Origin of the sequence: Nannocystis exedens (genome assembly GCF_002343915.1) — a bacterium.
Classification (GTDB): domain Bacteria; phylum Myxococcota_A; class Polyangia; order Nannocystales; family Nannocystaceae; genus Nannocystis; species Nannocystis exedens.
Window position 1 is genome coordinate 9,169,483 of record NZ_NETK01000001.1, and the last position, 19,808, is coordinate 9,189,290.

General features: G+C 72.9%; 14 protein-coding genes. 11 read left to right on the top strand and 3 right to left on the bottom strand.

The window, feature by feature from the left end:
* The first annotated feature begins 12 nt into the window (after positions 1–12).
* From ctaD to NAEX_RS35930, 9 genes are all read left to right on the top strand, one after another.
* Complete coding sequence (gene ctaD / locus NAEX_RS35890) at positions 13–1,641, top strand: cytochrome c oxidase subunit I (RefSeq protein ID WP_096331974.1); 1,629 nt, start codon at positions 13–15, stop codon at positions 1,639–1,641.
* A gap of 112 nt (positions 1,642–1,753) precedes the next feature.
* Positions 1,754–2,257, top strand: coding sequence for a DUF6335 family protein (locus tag NAEX_RS35895; protein WP_096331975.1), 504 nt, complete (start codon positions 1,754–1,756; stop codon positions 2,255–2,257).
* Between the two features lie 96 nt (positions 2,258–2,353).
* On the top strand, positions 2,354–3,700 hold the full coding sequence (locus NAEX_RS35900) for a cytochrome P450 (protein ID WP_245913877.1): 1,347 nt from the start codon (positions 2,354–2,356) through the stop codon (positions 3,698–3,700).
* A 183-nt stretch (positions 3,701–3,883) separates the two neighbouring features.
* Complete coding sequence (locus NAEX_RS35905; RefSeq protein WP_143140728.1) at positions 3,884–6,076, top strand: BamA/OMP85 family outer membrane protein; 2,193 nt, start codon at positions 3,884–3,886, stop codon at positions 6,074–6,076.
* A 454-nt stretch (positions 6,077–6,530) separates the two neighbouring features.
* A complete protein-coding gene (locus NAEX_RS35910) occupies positions 6,531–8,141 on the top strand; it encodes a hypothetical protein (protein ID WP_096331977.1) in 1,611 nt (536 codons plus the stop codon).
* A 377-nt stretch (positions 8,142–8,518) separates the two neighbouring features.
* Positions 8,519–9,586: a hypothetical protein gene (locus tag NAEX_RS35915; protein ID WP_096331978.1), complete on the top strand. Its 1,068-nt coding sequence runs from the start codon at positions 8,519–8,521 to the stop codon at positions 9,584–9,586.
* Positions 9,587–9,633: 47 nt separating this feature from the next.
* On the top strand, positions 9,634–10,842 hold the full coding sequence (locus NAEX_RS35920; RefSeq protein ID WP_096331979.1) for an RNA polymerase sigma factor: 1,209 nt from the start codon (positions 9,634–9,636) through the stop codon (positions 10,840–10,842).
* A 42-nt stretch (positions 10,843–10,884) separates the two neighbouring features.
* Positions 10,885–11,685: a hypothetical protein gene (locus NAEX_RS35925; protein ID WP_100793095.1), complete on the top strand. Its 801-nt coding sequence runs from the start codon at positions 10,885–10,887 to the stop codon at positions 11,683–11,685.
* 662 nt (positions 11,686–12,347) lie between these two features.
* The gene (locus NAEX_RS35930; protein ID WP_096331981.1) at positions 12,348–14,054 is read left to right on the top strand and encodes a serine/threonine-protein kinase; all 1,707 of its coding nucleotides are present in this window, start codon (positions 12,348–12,350) and stop codon (positions 14,052–14,054) included.
* A gap of 3 nt (positions 14,055–14,057) precedes the next feature.
* On the opposite strand, the gene NAEX_RS35935 is transcribed toward NAEX_RS35930, so the two are convergent.
* Both NAEX_RS35935 and NAEX_RS35940 read right to left on the bottom strand, forming a co-directional pair.
* Positions 14,058–14,450 (bottom strand): DoxX family protein, encoded by a 393-nt coding sequence (locus tag NAEX_RS35935; protein WP_096331982.1) that lies wholly within the window; start codon positions 14,448–14,450, stop codon positions 14,058–14,060.
* A 64-nt stretch (positions 14,451–14,514) separates the two neighbouring features.
* Positions 14,515–14,880, bottom strand: coding sequence for a YciI family protein (locus NAEX_RS35940; RefSeq protein WP_211302533.1), 366 nt, complete (start codon positions 14,878–14,880; stop codon positions 14,515–14,517).
* 308 nt (positions 14,881–15,188) lie between these two features.
* Between NAEX_RS35940 and NAEX_RS35945 the strand changes: the two genes are divergently transcribed.
* Positions 15,189–16,397, top strand: a complete 1,209-nt coding sequence (locus tag NAEX_RS35945; RefSeq protein ID WP_096331984.1) for an ankyrin repeat domain-containing protein — start codon at positions 15,189–15,191, stop codon at positions 16,395–16,397.
* Between the two features lie 340 nt (positions 16,398–16,737).
* Here the strand turns inward: NAEX_RS35945 and NAEX_RS35950 are convergent, their stop codons facing one another.
* Entirely contained in the window at positions 16,738–17,481 is a 744-nt protein-coding gene (locus tag NAEX_RS35950; protein WP_096331985.1) for a hypothetical protein, read from the bottom strand.
* 694 nt (positions 17,482–18,175) lie between these two features.
* Here NAEX_RS35950 and NAEX_RS35955 point away from each other — a divergent pair.
* A complete protein-coding gene (locus tag NAEX_RS35955) occupies positions 18,176–19,807 on the top strand; it encodes a DUF1592 domain-containing protein (protein WP_170136288.1) in 1,632 nt (543 codons plus the stop codon).
* Position 19,808 lies beyond the last annotated feature (1 nt).

The following is a 19,808-nucleotide window of genomic DNA, read 5'->3' on the forward strand; positions in this document are numbered from 1 at the left end:
CCGGCGTCCGCCATGAGCGATTTGAGCACCGAGCGCGAACCACCGAACTATCTCAACGCCAAGCGCGGCCTGCTGTCGTGGCTGCTGACGGTCGATCACAAGCGGATCGGCGTCATGTACCTGGTCACCACCAACTTCTTCTTCCTCGTCGGCGGGATCCTGGCGCTCGTCCTGCGCACCGAGCTGTTCACGCCGGACCAGGACTTCATGAGCGCGCAGACCTACAACCAGGTGTTCACGCTGCACGGCGCGGTGATGACGTTCCTGTTCATCATCCCGATCAGCGCGACGCTCGGCAACTTCATCCTCCCGCTGATGCTCGGCGCCAAGGACGTCGCGTTCCCGAAGCTCAACCTGCTGTCCTACTACATCTTCGCGCTCGGCTCGTGCTTCTTGATCGCGGCGATCCTCGTCGGCGGCGTCGACACCGGCTGGACCTTCTACACCCCCTACTCGACGAGCACCGGCACCGCGGTGACCACCGCGACGCTCGGCGTGTTCATCGCCGGGTTCTCGTCGATCCTCACCGGCCTCAATTTCATCGTCACCACCCACAAGCTGCGCGCGCCCGGCATGCACTGGAACCGCATGCCGTTGTTCGTGTGGTCGACCTACGCGACCGCGGTGATCCAGGTGCTGGCGACCCCGGTGCTGGCGATCACGCTGCTGCTGCTGGTGGTCGAGCGCACGCTCGGGATCGGCGTGTTCGACCCGGCGATGGGCGGCGACCCGGTGCTCTACCAGCACTTCTTCTGGTTCTACAGCCACCCCGCGGTGTACATCATGATCCTGCCGGGCTTCGGCATGATCTCCGAGCTCGTCACCGTCCACTCGCGCAAGCACATCTTCGGCTACAAGGCGATCGCGCTGTCGTCGGTGGCGATCGCGGTGATCTCGTTCCTCGTCTGGGGCCACCACATGTTCGTCTCGGGCCAGTCCGAGGTCGCCGCCGTGCTGTTCAGCCTGCTGACCTTCGCCGTCGGGGTGCCGACCGCGATCAAGGTGTTCTCGTGGCTCGCCACCCTCTACAAGGGCAGCATCCAGTACACCACCCCGATGCTGTACGCGCTGATGTTCCTGTGGACGTTCACGATCGGCGGGCTCACCGGCATCGCGTTGTCGACGCTGGCGATGGACGTCCACCTCCACGACACCTACTTCGTGGTCGCGCACTTCCATTACGTGATGGTCGGCGGCACCGTCGTCGCCTTCATCGGCGCGATGCACCACTGGTGGCCGAAGATCACCGGGCGGATGTTCAGCGAGCGGGCCGGTCGGGTCGGCGCGCTGCTCGTATTCATCGGCTTCAACCTCACCTTCATGACCCAGTTCTTCCTCGGCCACCAGGGGATGCCCCGCCGCTATTACGCGTACCTGCCGGAGTATCAGCGGATGCACCAGGTCTCGACCGTCGGCTCGTGGATCCTCGCCACCGGCCTGATCTGGATCCTGATCTACTGGCTGTGGTCGCTGAGGTACGGCCCGCGCGCCCCGGCCAACCCGTGGGGCGGCGTCTCGCTCGAGTGGCAGACGCCGAGCCCGCCGCCGGAGCACAACTTCGACGAGACGCCGGTCGTCCGCGGCAGCCCGTACGACTTCCCCGAGATCGACAAGACGCCGGGCGAGCGCGGCGCCTCGTGAACTTTCAAGCATGTGCGAGAGGACATGCCCGATAGAGCATGGCGGCCGGCGATCGGCGGCGTCGCCTTGCCTGGGCCCTCGCCTCGAGTCAAAGGATCGCGCAGGAGCCGTCATGAAGAAGCGGAGAAGCAGCGCCAGAATCGAACCCGTCGCCGATCCGGAGCGGCTGGCGGAGAAGACGGTACGCGAATACGGCGCCAGCCCCGATGAGCTCGTCACCGAGGGCGAGGAGGGGGAGGGTGACGAGGACGTCGAGCCGCCGCATGACAGCTCGCTGACCGCGATCGCTGCGGAGACGCTGCGCAGCGGCGTCTACCCCGAGCGAACGCTGGAGAAGGTGCCCGGTCAGGACGACGTGCTGCGCGCAGGCGACCCGGACGTCGACCCGCTCGACAATCTCTTCTCGGGAGAAGAGCTTCCAGGCGCCAGCGATCCGACGCCGGACCAGAACAACGTCGACGAGATCGGCCGCGCCGCCGGGCTCGACGAGGAGGATGACGACCGCCTGGCCGGCGAAGGGCTGCGGACGCCCGCGGAGATCCTCGACGAACGCGACGCGCGCCGGTGGGAGCTGGATCCGCGATCGAGCGGCAGGCCCGGCGACAAGCGGCCCTGAGCTCGTCGGCAGCGGGCCCGGCGAGGTGCCCGGCGCAGCCCCGGTTCAGTCGGCTTGCGCGGGTTCCGATCTTGGAAACAGAGAACAGAGAAACCGATGATGAATCGCGGCCGAGCCCAGCAGTCGCCTCGCGCGACCACGCCTATCCCCGAAGACCCGAGCTTCGACAGTACGCTGGCGCTGCTGCGAGAGGGCTACCTGTTCATCCCGCGCCGGTGTCGTCGTTTCGCCACGGACATCTTCAGCGCCCGCCTGATGGGCGAGAAGGCGATCTGGATCAGCGGCGAGGCGGCCGCCGAGGTGTTCTACGACGGCGAGCGCTTCCAGCGGACCGGGGCCGTGCCGCGCCGGATCCGCAAGACCTTGTTCGGCGACGGCGGCGTCCAGACGCTCGATGACGCGGCGCACAGGCACCGCAAGGCGATGCTCCTGTCCCTGCTCAGCCCGGAGCGTCTGGGCGACCTCGGCGACCTCAACGAGCAGTTCTGGCGGGCCGCGCTGGATCGCTGGACCGAGGCCGACCGCGTCGTCCTCTTTCCGGAGGTCGAGGACATCCTGTGCCGGACGGCGTGCGCGTGGGCGGGGGTGCCGCTCGACGAATCCGAGGCGCGCCGGCGGGCTCGCCAATTCGGCGCGCTGGTGGATGCATTCGGCGGGGTGGGTCTGCGCCACTGGCGTGGGCGCCTGGCCCGGCGCAGCCTCGAGCGCTGGATCGGCGGGCTGATCGCGCAGGTGCGCGCCGAGACGCTCTCCCCGGCCCGGAAGACCGCGCTGCGCGTGATCGCCGAGCACGTCGAACCCGGCGGGTCGCCGCTCGACACCCGAACGGCGGCGGTCGAGCTGATCAACCTCATCCGCCCGATCGTCGCCGTCGCGCGGTACATCACCTTCGCCGCCCTGGCCTTGCACGAGTACCCGCGCGCTCGCGAACTCGTGCGCGAGGGCACCGAGAACCACGCCGTCCTGTTCGCGCACGAGGTCCGACGCTTCTACCCGTTCGCGCCGTTCGTCGGAGCGCGGGTCCGCAAGGACTTCGTCTGGCGAGACCACGCATTCCGGAGGGGCACGCTGGTGCTGCTCGACATCTACGGCACGAACCGCGACCCGCGGCGCTGGGAGCGTCCCGACGACTTCTTGCCGGAGCGATTCATGCAGCGGACCGCCAGCCCGTTCGACTTCATCCCGCAGGGCGGCGGCGACCCCGATACGGGTCACCGGTGCGCCGGCGAGGCTGCGACGGTCGAGTTGATGAAGATCGGGATCCTCTACCTCACCCGGCACATGGAGTATGAAGTGCCCGCCCAGGACCTCGGCTTCGACCTCACCCGCATGCCGACGCTGCCGCGCAGCGGGTTCGTGATCCATCGGGTGCGATCGAACCTGATCGAGCTGGTCAGTCCAGTCGCCGACGACCCGCTCGGGACCTCCGCCCGGAGGCCGTGAAGGCCGACGAAAAACCGAAGCTCTCGCCCGCGAGCTCCGTGAAATCGAGACCAGGGGAAATTCGTTCGGCGGAGCGCTCGTCATCGCGGTCGGTGCGCGCAGTCCGGCGGTCCTCGGCGTCGTCGCGCGGAGCAGCCAGACGGCCGGCGTGGCAGCGCAGCGCGCCGCCGCGGCGCACCACGCGTGAAGTCAGGCGAGCCGGGCCGTATTCCTCTTCGCCGTAGCGGGCGATCGGATCGCCGGTATCGGTTCGAGCCGTGGGCGCGCGAGCACGGTTGCGAGACGGCCGAGTCGCGGTATCGCTCGGCCGAGCGTTCCGCGGAGCGAAGGAAGCCGGCACCCGCCATGACCCAAATCCCCTGGACGAACTCGTCCGCCGGCGCATCCGAGCGTCCGCACGCGGTGGAGCGCGGGGCGTCGCCCCGCCGGCGCGCGGGCCGTTGGCTGTGCGCGGCCTGCTGCGCGGGTGGGGTGCTCGAGGCGGGGGCGTGCGCTCACCGCGAGGATGTCCGCGGTTCGACCGCCGACATCACCGATGTCCAGTTCATCGGCGTCAAACGCTTCAAGGAGCGGGAGCTCCTCAGGTACCTGCATATGGGAGAGACGTCGCGGCTGCCCTGGAAGGATCGATACGAGTTCCTCGAGGCCAACCTGCCCGTCGATGCGGAGCGCATCGAGGCCGTTTACAAGGCTCACGGTTACTACGATGCCCGGGTCGTCTCGATGACCCCGCGGCGACGGCACCGGCGGTGGGGACGGCGGGACGCCGTGACGATCCAGGTCGTGGTGCAGGAGGGTGAGCCGACGCCGGTTCGCAGGGTTCGCCTGGAGTTTCCCGCCGGGCCGCCCTCCGGTCCCCCCAATCGCAAGGTCAGCGAGCCGGCGCTGCGGCGGCAGATCGAGCTCCGCGAAAACAGGACCTTCGAAGTCCCCGCCCTCAATCGCTCGGTCGACAGCCTCCGACAGACCCTGCAGGCGGCCGGCTATGCCCACGCCGAGGTCGCCGAGTCGGCCACCGTGGTGCCCGGCGTGGGCGCCGACGTCCTGTTCGTCGTGCGCCCTGGACCTTTCTTCAAGATCGGAAAGATCCGCTTCGAGGGCCTGGGAGGGGTCCCCGAGCGGTATGTCCGCAATGAGGTCGATTATGCCCCGGGGAAGCCGTACTCGCCGCAGCTCGTCCGCAAGGTCGAGGCGGCCGTGTACGCCCTCGAGGTCTTCGACACGGTCACGGTGGAGACCCGCGACCGGCCACCGGGGGCGGGTGTGCTCGATCTGACGGTCAAGGTGCGGCCGACGCGGCCCCAGTCGATCAAGCTCGGCGCGGGCTTCGGCCTCGATCCGGTGCGGTGGGAGCAGCGCGCCAGCCTCCTCTACACGCACCGGAACCTCGGCGCCAACCTCACGCGGTTCGACCTCGACGCGCGCGCCGGCTACGCGGAATTGCCCAGCCTGTTCAATCCGCGGGAGCACGGCCCGGTGGCGAAGCTCGAGCTGAGCTTCCGGCAGAAGGGGCTGATCGAGAAGCGCACGACCGCGACCTTGACGCCGGCGTTCGAGCTCGGCATCTGGGAGGGGTATCAGTTCTACAGCCCGACCTTGCGAACCGGCCTGTCGCGGTTCTTCAGCCGATTCGTCGAGGCCGAGCTCACCTACAACTTCCGCTTCGTCGACTTCTTCAACGTCTCTCCGACGCTCTCCGCGCAGAACACGATCCTCGGCCTCGATTTTCGCGACCCGTACTTCTTGAGCTACATCGAGCCGTCGCTGCGGATCTATCTGACGGACTCGATCCTGCGCCCGAAGAACGGCGCGGTCCTCGGGGTCGTGTACGATTTTTTCGGCCTCGGCGGAAGTTTCACCGCTCACCGCGTGCGCCCCAGCCTGCGCCTGTACTGGACGCCGCACCGACGGTTGACGTTCGCGGCCCGGATCGAGCTCGGATGGATCTTCCCGTTCGGCCCTCGCGGAGGGGCTCCGCTGGACCTGCGGTTTTACCTCGGCGGCGCCGATACGGTCCGCGGCTGGGGTCTGCGGCGGCTCTCTCCGCAGGTGTTCCCGCCGGGGTGCACGCCCGGAGGCCCGGACTGCCGCTCGATCCCCGTCGGGGGTAATACGATGATCCTCGGCAACATCGAGGCCCGCGTCCAGTTGACGGACATGCTGACCGCGGTCGCGTTCCTCGATGTCGGTGACGTTCGCGCCGGCCGGAACGAGTTCCGCTTCGATCGCCTGAGCTACTCGGCCGGGCCCGGCGCCCGTCTCTCCACGCCCATCGGCACCTTTCGTCTCGACTTCGGCGTGCGCCTCAATGACTCCGAGTATGCGCTGGGCCAGCAGCGGTGGGCCGTGCATTTTGGCCTCGGCGAAGCATTTTAGGGCGAGCGGAACCAACGCGACGTCGCTCGGCGAGGGCGACGTCACCGACGCGGTCGACGTCGGCGGGCGCCGGGCAGGGCGGGAGCCGGTCCCGTGGGACGGCTCGAGCGCATAGTCCGGCGCCGACGAGGGCGTCGGGCCGCGCCGCGGTGAGACCTCGCCGGTCCCCCCAAATTCCAGGCCGGGCGGCGAACCGTCGAGTCGGATCGGCAGCCCGAGGAGCCGGCGTCGGCGGCGCATCGAATCGACGAAGGCGGGCTCATGGGGCGGCAGCCGCGTCTCGGCGGCGCCGCGGGTGCGTACAATCGCCGGCGCCGACCTCGGTCGCCGTCGGCGACGAGTACCTACATTCGTCCGCCGCCGATCCGGCGGTCCGTGCGCTGCCATCATTCGCCGAGTCTCCACAATCGTCGGACTTTCGCCGGCGTGCGCGGTGCTGGCATTGTGGCCCGGAATGAAGAACCCACGGACACCAGCAGCGCTCCTCGCCGGCGCCCTCGCGCTCGTCGGCTGCAGCGATGGCGGGGCGACGGCCACCGACGGCCAGGTCACCGCGAGCACCAGCAGCAGCACCTCGGGCGAGCCGGCCACGACCGAGCCGGGGACCACCGACGAGCCGACGTCGACGACGACGAGCGGCGCCCCGACCACGTCGGAGAGCTCGACCGGACCGGCGACCACCGACGATGCGAGCGCGTCGGACTCGACGCTCCACCCGAGCACCGGCGAGAACACGACCGAGCCGGCGGCCTCGTGCGACGACGGGACGCTGAACCAGGACGAGTCCGACGTCGACTGCGGCGGCGCCGCCTGCTCCCCGTGCGCGGACGGCCTCCAGTGCGCGCAGGACAGCGACTGCGCGGTGGGGAGCTGCGTCGCGGGCGTGTGCGCCGCGCCGGGCTGCGAGGACCTCGTCAAGAACGCCGACGAGACCGACGTCGATTGCGGCGGCGCCGGGTGCCCGGCGTGCGGCGACAGCCTCGGCTGCGCCGCGCCGTCCGACTGCGTCAGCGGCGTGTGCACCGACGGCGCCTGCGCCCCGGCGACCTGCGGCGACGGCGTGCTGAACCAGGACGAGACCGACGTCGACTGCGGCGGCGCCACCTGCACCGGCTGCCTCGGCGACGAGCTGTGCATGGCCGACAGCGACTGCCTGTCGGGGACCTGCACGCTCGGCATGTGTACCGCCCCGATATGCCTCGTCGACGCCGACTGCGACGCGCTCGACGGCGAATGCACGCAGGGCGTGTGCCAGATGCCGGGCTTCACCTGCGTCGCCGAGCCGATCAACGACGGCCAGCCGTGCGAGGACGGCACCGTCTGCTTCGACAACAGCGTGTGCAACGCGGGCGCCTGCGGCGGCGGCGACCCGCTCGATTGCAGCGACGTCGCCGACGCCTGCCACGTCGGCGCCTGCGACCCGGTGAGCGGCTGCTTCGCGCAGGGGGTGCAGGACGGCACCGAGTGCGAGGACGGCGACGCCTGCACCACCCTCGAGGTGTGCAGCGCCGGCGTCTGCGGCGGCTCGCTCGACGACATCTTCACCGAGGACTTCGCCGACAACAGCGCCGGCTGGACGCTCGGGACGCAGTGGGCGATCGGTCCCACGGCCGCGTCGGTCGGCTGCCAGAACGGGCAAGATCCGGCGTCCGACCACTCGGCGAGCGCCGATAACGGGGTCGCCGGGGTGGTCCTCGGCGGCTGCATCCCCAACGCCAACCTCCACGACTACTACTGCCTCGAGAGCCCGACGATCGACCTGTCGGCGGCGACGGCCGACGTCCACCTGTCGTACTGGCGCTGGCTCAACAGCGACTACACGCCGTACATGAAGAACACGCTGTCGGTGTTCAACGGGACCGACTGGGTGGTGCTGTGGGAGACGCTCGGGTTCCCCGGGACGTACGACACGGAGTGGCAGTTCCTCTCGTACAACGTCACCGCGCACAAGAACGCGAACTTCCGCGCCCGCTGGTGCTTCAACGTCGCCAGCGGCGGGGTGTACACGGTCGCGGGCTGGAACGTCGACGACGTCACCGTCGGCCCGGCCGCCTGCGTGCCCTGAGCGCGGTCAACGAGCGCGGGCGCCGAGCAGGGCGGCGAGCCGGTCCCACGCGGACGGCTCCAGCCCGTCGTCCGGCGCCCGCGAGGGTCGGCCTCCGGTTCGCCGCCTGTGTCCGATCGGACAGGTGCGAAAGGACATTTTTTAAAGGCAGCCGATCCGCCGCGAGCTCGGCGGTGTGAGGCGAGGCCGTCGGGTCCGCGAGGTCGGCCGGAAGCGCCCGCACGATCGGCTGTCCGCCGCCGCGAGGGCCGGGCCAGGATCGATCGCCGCGCGTCCCGGGATACGCCTCACGCGGCTCGCGGCGAGGGCTCGGCGCACGGGCGGGTCCGCGCGCCGGCGCTCGCCGGGCGAGGGGCGCGTGGTATCCTCGGCGGACGATGCTCGTGCGCCTCGCCCTCGCGCCGTTGCTCGGCGCGGCGCAGGTGCCTGCGCCGCCCGAGGTCGCGCTGGAATGGCGGGCGCCGGCGGGCTGCCCCGAGCGCGAGGAGGTGCTCGCCGCGATCGCGCGCCGGCTCGGGCGGCCGCTGACCGCCGAGGAGGCCGAGGTCGAGGCGACGGTGGTGCGCGAGAGCGGGCGCGGGTTCACGCTGCGGCTGCGGCTGACCGCCGGCGAGCGCGGCGAGACGCGGGCAATCTCCGACCCGTCGTGCGCGGCGCTGGCCGACGTGGTCGCGGTGCTGGTGGCCGCCGCGGTCGAGCCGGCCCGCGTGCCCGCCCCGGCCCCGACGACCGCGCCCGAGCCCGGGGAGCCCGGGACCGCCGCGAGCTCGCCCGGGCCGGCGGCCGCGGCCGCGAGCCCGCCCGAGCCGGCGCCCGAGCCCGCGAGCTCGCCCGAGCCCGCGCCGGTGGACGAGCCGCTGGCGGAGCCGCTCGCGCCGCCGCCGGAGCCTGTCCCTTCGCGCAGGTCCAAAAAGCCAGGCGGCTTCGTGCGCGTCCACGGCGGCGGCGAGGTCGGGGCGGCGCCGCGGATCACCGGGGCCGTCGGGGTCGCCGGCGGCGTGCTGTGGCCGCGCTGGCGGCTCGAGGTGCAGGGGCTGTTCGTCGCCCCGCAGGCGACGGCGCGCGAGGTGGCCGGCATGTCGGTCGAGGTGCGGGCCGGGCTGTTCGCGGCGGCGGTCCACGGCTGCGCCCGGCTGGGGCGCGGGGCGCTCGAGGTGCCGCTGTGCGTCGGGCTCGAGGCGGGGGCGATGCGCGGCGAGGCGCGCGGGCTCGCCTCCGGGCGCGCGGCGGCGCAGGGCTGGCTCGCGGGCGTGCTCGGCGCCGGGGTCGTGTGGCACGCGGGGGCCCGCTGGGGCGTGTGGGGGGCGGTGCAGGCGGTGCTGTCGCCGGTCCATCCGAAGTTCGAGCTCGACGCGGTCCCCGACCCGGTGCGCCTGTGGGCCCCGTCCTGGGCCTCGGGCCGGCTCATGCTCGGGGTCGAGCTGCGATTCGGGGATCCGTGGTGACGGATCGGCGGGGACGCGGAGAATCGTGGGTACCGGCCGGACCCGCGATGACCCCGCGCGAAACCGCTCACGACGAAGAACCCCGCCTGCGTCGCTTCCAGGCGCTGTACCGCGCCGAATTCGCGTTCGTGTGGTCGGCGGCGCAGCACTTCGGCGTGTCGGCCGGGGCGGTCGACGACGTGGTCCAGGAGGTCTTCCTCACCGCCTACCGCCGGCTCGACCAGCTTCACTTCGAGGTCTCGCCGCGGGCCTGGCTGTTCGGGGTGACCCGCCGCGTCGCGTTCCGCCACCGCCGCGGGGCCGCGCGGCTGGCCCGGCGCCACGCGGCGTTCGCCGAGCTGGCCCGCCCGCAGGCCGCGGCCCCGCAGCAGCGCCACGACGACGCCCAGCTGCTGACGCGCGTGCTCGGCGAGCTGGCCGACGGCACCCGCACGGTGTGGGAGATGACCGAGCTGCTCGGCATGAGCGCGCCGGAGATCGCGTCGGAGCTGGGGCTGCCGCTCAACACGGTGTACTCGCGGCTGCGGCTGGCGCGGCAGCAGCTGCAGGCGCTGGTCGCCGCCGACCGCCTCGATTCGCTGCGCGACGCCACCCGCCAGCGCCAGGCGCCGCCGCGCGAGGCCGAGTCGCGCACGTGGGGCCTGATGCTGCCGGTGCTCGGCAAGTCGAGCGCGGCGGTCGGGCTGACCGCGTGGGTGTCGACGCAGACGGCCGCGGCGACGACGATGATCGTCGCCGGGGCGGCGACCGTCGGGCTGGTGGTCGCGCGCGAGCCGGCCCGCGCGGCCGATCGCCCGCCGCCGGCCGCGAGCGCGCCGGTGGTCGCGGCGGCGAAGGAGCCCGCGAGCGCGCCGGAGCCGGCCCCGCCGAGCGAGCCGCCCGTCGTTCCGGTACAGGTCCCGAAGGACATGGCTCAGAAGCCATCTGCCACGAGCGTCACGTCCGTCCGGCAGCCCGCGCCGGCGGCGGCGAGCGACGCGGGCGCGCGCCTGGCCGCGGAGGTGGCGGCGATCGATCGCGTGCAGGCCCGACTGGCGGCCGGCGACGTCGCGGCCGCGCTGGCCGGCGTGGCCGAGCATGCGCAGCGCTTCCCCGACGGGACGCTGGCCGACGTGCGCGAGGCGGCGCGGGTCGAGGCGCTGTGCCGGCTCGGCGACGAGCCCGCGGCGCAGTCGGCGGCGCAGTTGCTGGTGCGCTCGTTCCCGTCGTCGGCGGTGGCGCAGCGGTTCGCGAATTTTAATCGCTGCGAGCAGTGACGGATCGGGCGGCGGTCGGAGACGAGGGGGCGAGGAATCGACATGCACCACTTCGCTTACACCCCCCGGAGCTTGACGATCGCGCTCGCCCTGGCCGCCTGCGAGCTGCCGACCAAACTCGGCAATCTGAGCGGGACCGACACCGACGAGCAGGCCGGCACCACGCTCGACGCGACCGACGGTGAGACCAGCGCCGGCACCACCGCCGCGACGACGGACAATGTCTCCGACACCTGGCTGACGTCGACCTCGATGTTCGATCCGTCCGAGACGACCGCAGGGCCGATCCCGGAGACCACCGACGGGCCGGTGCCGATCGACTGCCTCGAGCTCGGCGAGGCCGACTGCGAGGCCAGCGGCTGCATGGCCTACTACGGCAGCGCCTACGAGTTCCCCGGCTGCACGTCGGGCCTGCTGTTCCTCGGCTGCTCGGACCCGAAGGACTGCGAGCACGACCAGCACACCTTCTGCCGCGAGGGCACCGACGAGGCCTACGAATTGATCGAGACGACCTGCGAGCCGCCCGGGTACGTCCAGTGCGAGCCGCCGGGGGTCGCGTTCTGCGACTCGTGCGAGTCGCTGACCGAGGCCGAGTGCCTGGCCGAACCCGCCGAGTGCCAGCCGATCTACGGCGCGCCGCACATCGAGACCAACGGGAGCGTCTGCGCCGACTACACCGACATGCAATTCCTGATCTGCCAGGCCAACGGCGGCGCCTGCCCGCCCTTCGTCCCGGTGGTCTGCGACCCCGACAACCCCGAGCAGCCCTACGACTCGCCGTCGGGTTGCATCCCCGCCGGCTGGGTCGAGTGCGGCGAGAGGGGCGTTTCGGGGTGCGATTGACGCGACCGGCGGCCCGGCCGGGCGCGTCCGCGGGCCCATGGCGCGGGTCCGGAGAGACGGCCGCGGTGACTCGCGGCCGCGCCCGGGAGGCCTGACCTGGCGCCGACAGGCTGTCCCCCGGGACAGCTCGTCGGTGCCGTGAGCGCTGGCAGTCTGTCTCATGGGACAGATCGGCCGTGACGAGGGCCGGACCTGCGGACGGGCTGTCTCTTGGGACATCTCCGGCCGCGCCGCGGGGCGCAGCTCGGCGCGGCGAGCGGGCAGGCGCGTGCGGCCGACTGTCTCGCGGGACGGATCACCTGAGCCGCGCGCGCGGGCCCGCGACAGGCTGCCTCATGCGGCGGCTCATGTCGGCCGTCGAAGCGCCTGTCCCATAAGACAGGCTCGACGGCCCCGACGCGCGCGCCGCGGCCGGCGAGATCCTGTCCTCGGAGACAGGTGCACTCGCGGGCGGGCGCTGGCGCGGGGCGAGCGATCTTCGCGGTGGTGCTCGCGGAGGCGCGTGCGCGTCGTGCGCTCATGGCGGGGGCGCCAGTGGACGGCAGAGGGGGTCGCCGGGGATCGCCCGGGGAGACGCCGCGGTCGCGCCGCGACAGGCGCGCTTCGGTTCGCCGCCGGGCGCGAGCCGGGGCCCTTGTGCCTGTGATACGGTGCGGGTCCCGATGAACGCCGAGTCGGCAGGGGCGCACCTCGAAGCATGTCCGTTCTGCGGCGCGGACCACGACGAGGCGACGCTGCGCTGTCCGGCCACGGACATGGTTCTGCCGTTCGAGGGCCGGATGCTGGCGGGCAAGTTCCGCCTCGTCAGCGAGCTCGGTCGCGGCGGCATGGGGGCGGTGTGGCGGGCCCGCAACGTCCACGTCGACCGCGACGTCGCGCTCAAGCTGATCCTGCCGGAGGCGCTGAAGAACAAGGAGATCGTGGCCCGGTTCCAGAACGAGGCGCGGGTGGCCGCGCGGATCGGGCACCCGGGGATCTGCGACATCCTCGACCTCGAGACGAGCGCGCTCGGCCCGGTGATCGTGATGGAGCTGCTGCGCGGGGAGAACCTCGGCCAGCGGATCGCCCGCGAGGGCAAGCTGGCGCCGGCGGCCGCGGTGGCGCTGATCCGCGAGGCCCTCCACGCGCTCGACGCGGCCCACCGCGCCGGCATCATCCACCGCGACCTCAAGCCGGAGAACCTGTTCATCCACCAGCCCGACACCGGCCCCGCGGTAATCAAGCTGATGGACTTCGGGATCTCCAAGTTCATCGACCGCGACGGGGCCCTGACCGGCAGCGGCGTGCTCATGGGCACGCCCGAGTACATGGCGCCCGAGCAGATCAACGGGGCCGTGTTCGCCGACGCCCGCACCGACATCTGGGCGATCGGCGCCGTGCTCTACAAGGCGATCACCGGCGTCGACCCGTTCACCGCGGCCTCGGTGCCGGCGACGCTGATCGCGATCATCACCGCCGAGCCCGAGCCGGTCGACGCGCGCGTGCCCGGGGTCCCGCGCGCGCTGTCGGCGGTGATCTTGCGCTGCCTGGCCAAAAAGCCAGACGATCGGTTCCAGTCGGCCAAGGAGCTGGCGGACGCGCTGCAGCCGTTCGAGGCCCCGGCCGCCGCGGTCAGCCCGCCGGTGGTCACCACCCACGCGGCCGTGTTCGCGCCGACGGTCGCGCTGCCGCTGCCGCCGCCGCCGACATCGCCGCCGCGCTGGCCGGCGCGTCTGATGGGCCTCTTGGTGCTCGGCGCCGCCGCGGTCGCGGTGTGGTGGTACGCCGGCCGCCCCGACGCGCCGCCGATCGAGCTGCCGACGATCGTGTCCGAGGCGCTGCGCACCGTCGATCCGGCGCCGGCGGCCGCGCCCGGGCCGACCGCCGGCGCCGGCGCCGTGCCGACCCCGCCGCCGCAGCCGGTGGTGGTGCCGCCACCTGTCCCCGAGAACAGGGTCGAAGAGCCAGCCGCGACCACCGGCGAGGAGCCGGCGCCCGCGAGCACGACCGCGACCCCGACGCCCGAGACGCCGCCGCCGGCCCCGAGCGAGCCGCCGCCGCCGGCCCCGAGCCAGCCGCCGCCGCTGATCACCGCCGGCGACCTGGTGACGCCGGCGGCCCTCGGCAAGACCGGCAACCAGCACTGGGCCAAGGAGTACTGCGCGGCCCTCGACAAGAACAAGTACCTCGGCATCGCCCGCTGGAAGCTCGCCAACCCGGCCGAGGCCAAGAGCTTCGCCAAGGTCGCGGGCATCAAGCCGGGCGGCTACTGGACCACCGCGGCCCACCGCGGCCGCGCGCTGGTGGTGTGGCTGCCGAAGGGCAACCAGACGTCGGTGCGCCTGACCACCAAGGCCGCGCGCCCGCTGTGCGTGGCGCCCAAGCCGTGACGCTCACAGCGAGCGCGGGTGGCGGAGCGGGAACAGGGCCCGCAGGCGATCGTCGCGCAGCAGCATGCCGAGCCACACGATCACGCCGAACCCGATCGTGAACCCGTAGGACGAGCCGTGGATCACGTGAGCGGCCACCGCGCCGCCGAGATAGCCGGTGAGGAGCACCGCGCCGAGCAGCGCCGTGCGCGGCAGGGCGAACAGGAGCGCGCACGCGGCCTCGAGCGCGCCGAGGGCGAACAGGGTGTCGGGCGGAAAGCCGAGCTCGGCCGAGGCGGTCACCACCGGCTCGGGCTGGAAGAACTTGCCGAGGGCGTCGGCGAGGAGGAACAGCACCGGCAGGGCGCTGACGATGGCGCCGGCGCGGGCGCGCTTCTTGGCGGACGAGGTCTCCATGATCTGCCTCCGGAAATGTGGGGGGTCTGAAAAAGAGGGGAGGGTGAATGATGGCAGTCGGCGATCAGGCGCCGTCCGGCCCGAACATCGGCCGGATCTCGCACTCGCCGGTGTAGGCGTCGCCGAGCACGCGGGTGTGGAGCTGCATGAATCGCCGCCCGAGCTCGACCGCCTCCTCCTTGGATCGGGTCTGCACGATGGCGAAGCCGCCGATGATCTCCTTGGCCTCGGTGAACGGGCCGTCGGTCACGGTCAACTTGCCGTCCGCGGCCCGGATCTCGGTGCCCATCGCCGTCGGCGCGAGGCCGCCGGTGTCGAGCAGCACGCCGGCCCGCATCGTCTCCTCGATGAACTTGCCCATCTCCTCCACCAGCGCGGGGTTCGGCGGGCAGCCTCGCTCGTAGCTCTCGTCGGCCTTGACCATCATCATGAATCGCATGAGTCGTCACCTCTCGCGGCCGGCGGCGCCGCCCCTGTCGCGTCGCCGCGGCCGGCCTTCATGACCACGTCGAACGAGGCCGGCCCGGATCGACAAGGCCGCGCAGGAGATTTTGATAATTTCATAAGTCGCCGGGATGACTGAAAAAACCGGGCGCTCGCGGGCTCGCGGGGAGCGTCCGGGCGATCGGGGGGCGCCGGGGGATCGCCGGCGCTGCGCGCGAGGCTGTCCCGAAGACCAGGTCGTGCGCGGGACCGCGGCTTGTCGGGGCCGGTGAACCGGGCGATCCTCCGCCGGTCATGACCGCCAGCCACGAGGAGTCACCCGGGTCCGCGCTGTTCGAGGCCATCCAGCGCGGCGAGCTCGACGCCGCGGTCGCGCAGGTGCAGGCCGAGCCGGCGCTGGCCCACGCGCGTGACCCGGCGCTGGGCAGCACGCCGCTGATCTTCGCCGCCCACCGCGGGCAGCTGCCGGTGGTCGCCGCGCTGCTGCAGGCCGGCGCCGACGTCCACGCGCGCGAGGCGGCCAGCGACACCACGGCGCTGCACTGGGCGGCCGAGATGGGCGTGCCCGCGGTGGCCGAGCTGCTCCTGGCCCACGGCGCCGCGCTCGAGCCGCGCGATCAATGGTTCGCCCTCACGCCGCTGGGCTGGGCGCTGGTGGTGCGCTGGGCCCCGCAGGGCCACCAGGACCGCCCGGCGGTGGCGCGCCTGTTGCGGGCCGCCGGGGCCCGCGAAGACATCTTCACCGCGCTGCCCTCCGGCCTCGAGGCGGTGCGGGCGGTCGCGGCGGCCGACCCCGGGGCGGTGGCGCAGCGGATGGGCTTCGTGTCGGCCAGCATGACGGCGCTGCACCTCGCGGTCGCGCGCGGGCTCAAGAACTCGCTCGCGCTGCTGGTCGAGCTCGGCGCCGACGTCCACGCGCACACCGACGACGGCCTCACGCCGCTGGCGCTGGCGCTGGCCCGCGGCGACGCGGCCCAGGTCGAGCTCCTGCGCGGGCTCGGGGCGCGCGACGACGTGGCGACGGCGCTGATCACCGGCGACCTGGCGACGATGGAGCAGCGCCTGCGCGACGAGCCGCAGCCGCCGGCCCTGCTGGCCGCGTGGCTGGCGCTGGCGGCCAAGAACGGGCGCGTCGAGGCGTTGGGGCCGCTGCTGCGCGGCGGGGCCGCGGTCGACGCCCGCACGCGGCGGTTGCTCGGCGAGACGCCGGCCGAGGTGACCGCGCTGCACCTGGCCGCCCGCGAGGGCCACGCGGCCGCCGCCCTGGCGCTGCTGGCCGCCGGCGCCGCGGTGGACGGCCTCGCCGGCCCCGGGCTGCCGACGCCGCTGCACGTGGCCGCCGGCAACGGCCACGTCGCGGTGGTGCGGGCGCTGCTGGCCCACGGCGCCGACGTCGCCGCCCAGGAGGCGGTCTACGGGGCGACGCCGCTGCAGTGGGCCGAGTTCAACGGGCAGGACGAGGTCGCCGCGCTGCTGCAGGCTGGCGCGCAGGGCATGTTTTAAGAGACATGGTCGAGAGGGCATGTCCTTGAGGGCGTGCCCCTTTCGTGCATGTGCGAAAGCGACGTATCCGTTGCGGTTCGCCGCGGCCGGCTCGTCGCCCCCTGCGGCGACGAGGGTCCGCGCTCGTTCTCGACGGGGACCTTCGCCGGGCGTTGCGGCCTCGATGGGGTCCTCACGCCGAGCCGAGCCGTGGCGCTCGCGCGCGGGCCCGGCTGCGACCGCGGCCTCGACCTTCCGCTTCATGCGCTCCGCCGCCCGTCGACGCGGCGCGACGAGGCCGATGGAGCATGGCATGTCGGACATGTCCTCCTGGACATGTCGAGCGAGCCGCGCTGCCTGCTCAGCCGCCGTACTTGGCGACGCAGGCGGCCCGGCTCAGCTTGGGCGCCCGGATCGCCCCGCCGGCCAACCGTTCGCCGTCGGGGTCGAGGTACACCCGCGCGCCCCCGCTGCGCCCGGGGCAGGCGACGTGGACGTTGAACACGAACGCGCCGTCGGTCTCGGCCTGGAACCAGTGGACGTTGTCGCGGTGGTCCGACACGGACGAGTGATCGCCGGGCCCGAACGCGCGGTCGATCGTCGGGCGGATCACGTAGTGATCGGCGTGCGTCTCGGCGCGGTCGTAGTGGCGGCCGCGCCAGCGGCCCGCGAGCACGATGAAGGCGGTACACAGATCCTCGTGTCCGTGCGGGACGATCGCGCGGCCGCGGCGGCAGCCGAACACGCGCGCGCCGAAGCCGAGGCGCGGGGCGCCGACCAGCGCGGCGAGGTCGACGTCGACGCTGCGGGCGCCCGTCGCCGGCAGGGAGGTCCGGGCCGCGAGCGCGTCGAGGTCGACGGCGGCGTACAGGTCCACGAGGTCGACGCGGCCGCACAGGTCGTCGAGCAGCCCCTGGAACTCGCGCTCGCCGAGCTGCCGGCCGCGCAGCGCCCGGGTCATCTCGGTCAGACGCTCGAGCCAGGCGCCGAGCGCCGGCCGCACCGCGCCGGCCACGACGTCGCGCGACCCCAGCAGCTGCGCCAGGCCGGCGGTGGCGAGCGCGGCGAGGGCCTGGCTGGAGAGCGCGCGACGGGGGAAGGGCATGCGGGGACCACCGCGAGGATAGCGGGCGCGCGCCGCTGACGTCGACGCGGGCGTGCGCGCGAGGCCGCCTTTGCCCCGCGTGTACGCGCGCGGGCGTGCGCCACGAGCCGCGCGCCGAGGACCGGCCGCTCGCGCCGCGTCGAGCTCGCGCAGCCAGGGCGGTGATTCACGGCGCACCCACAATCACCACAGTCGGCAGGCACGCGGCGTCGACGGCGGCGGTCCGCGAGCGTGCGCGGGGGCTTCGGCGCGGTCGGGCGCGGCGGCTGGTGCCGCGTCGAGCTCGCGCAGCCAGGGCGGTGATTCACGGCGCACCGACAATCATCGCAATCGGCAGGCACGCGGCGTCGCCGGCGGCGGCCCGCGAGCGCGCGCGGGGACTTCGGCGAGGTCGGGCGCGGCGCCGTCGTCTGGCGTTTCGCGAGCCTCCGCGGTGCGGCGGCGCAGGTGGCCAGCGGCGTCCGCCGATGCGGCGAGGCTTCACGCGTCGCGATCGTCGACCCACGCGCCGCGCACGGCGTTGCGACCGCCAGGCGAGGCGCACCGACGAAGTCGCAGATCGGACCCTCCTATCGCGCCGGGAGCGGCGTGATCCGGTCGACCGTTCGCGTCGCTCCGTCAACCAAGTTCGTTCATAGGGAACTCGATGACGCGGTCGATCCCCAGGGCGATCACTGTCGCATCGTGTCTCACCTTGCTCGCGTGTCCGGCGAATGAGGTCACGGACTCGAGCGGCGACGAAGCGACGAGCACCGACCTGCCGATCGCCGGCAGCGACGGTGACACCGACGATTCACGATTCGAGCCGGTCCCGGGCGGCCTGCGTCGCCTGCTGCGCCACCAGTACGTCGGCTCGATCCGCTACCTGCTCGGAGACCAGGCGGCGGCCGCGGCCGCGCCGCCCGAGGACTATCCGCTGCACGGATTCGCGGCCATCGGCGCGGCGGAGCTGGCGCTGCAGGCGAGCGCGATCGAGCAATGCGAGACGTCGGCGCGCGTGGTGGCGACGGCCGCGGTGGCCCACCGCGAGCGGCTCGCGACCTTCGCGCCGTGCGTGACCGCGGCCACCCCCGATTCGAGCTGCTACGCCAGCGTGGCCGCCGACTTCGGGCGATTGGCGTGGCGCCGGCCGCTGGCGGGCGACGAGGTCGCGACGCTGGTGCGGATCGCCGAGGACGCGCGCGCCTGGGGCGATTCGTTCGCCGTCGGCCTCGAATACGAATTGATGGCGCTGCTGCAATCGCCGCACTTCCTGTACATGATCGAGCTCGGCGAGCCCGACCCCGACGCGCCGGCGCGGCGGCGGCTCACGGGGCTCGAGCTGGCGGCGCGCATGTCTTTCTTCCTGCTCGGGCGCACGCCGGACGCCGAGCTGCTGGCCGCCGCCGAGGCGGGGGAGCTGGAGACCGAGGCGCAGGTGCGGGCCGCGGCGACGGCGATGCTCGGGCGCCCGGAGGCCCGGGCGACGCTTGCGTCCTTCTACAGCGAGCTGTTCCTGCTGCGCGACCTGCCGACGATCGCCAAGAGCGCCGAGTTGTTCCCGCAGTTCTCGCCGGCGCTGGCCGAATCGATGGCGCAGGAGACCCTGCAATTGATCGACGAGATCGTATGGGAGCAGGACGGCGACGTCCGCGGGCTCCTCGACAGCGAGTACACCTTCGTCGACGCCGCGCTGGCCGGGCTGTACGGGGTGCCGGCGCCGGACGGGCCGGGCTTTCACGCGGTGGCCCTGCCGGAGGAGCAGGGGCGGGCCGGCTTGCTCGGTCAGGCCAGCTTCTTGGCCCGCTTCGCCCACCCGGCGATGACCTCGCCGACCCGCCGCGGTCAGTTCATTCGCACCCGCCTGTTGTGCGACATCATCCTGCCGCCGCCGCCCGGGGTCGACACCCACCTGCCGCCCGACGACCCCGGCAAGCCGCAGACGATGCGGGACAAGCTGCAGCAGCACATGAGCGACGACGGCTGCGCCGGCTGTCACCGCGTCATGGACCCGCTCGGCCTCACGCTCGAGCACTACGACGCGCTCGGCCGCTACCGCACCGCCGACAACGGCCTGCCGATCGACGCCGCCGCCGCGACCGACGACCTCGGCGAGTTCACCGGCGCGCGCGAGCTGGCGGCCGCCCTGGCCGCCGACCCGCGGACCGCGGCCTGCGTGATCAAGAACTTCGTGCGCGGCGGCCTCGGCCACCTCGAGACCTTCGGCGAGCTGCCGGCGCTGGATGTCCTCCAGGACAGGTTCGTCGCCGGCGGCCACCGGGTCCAGGGCCTGCTCGTCGACCTCGTCGCCAGCCCGCTGTTCCGCGCCGTCGCTGCCCCCCGCTAGG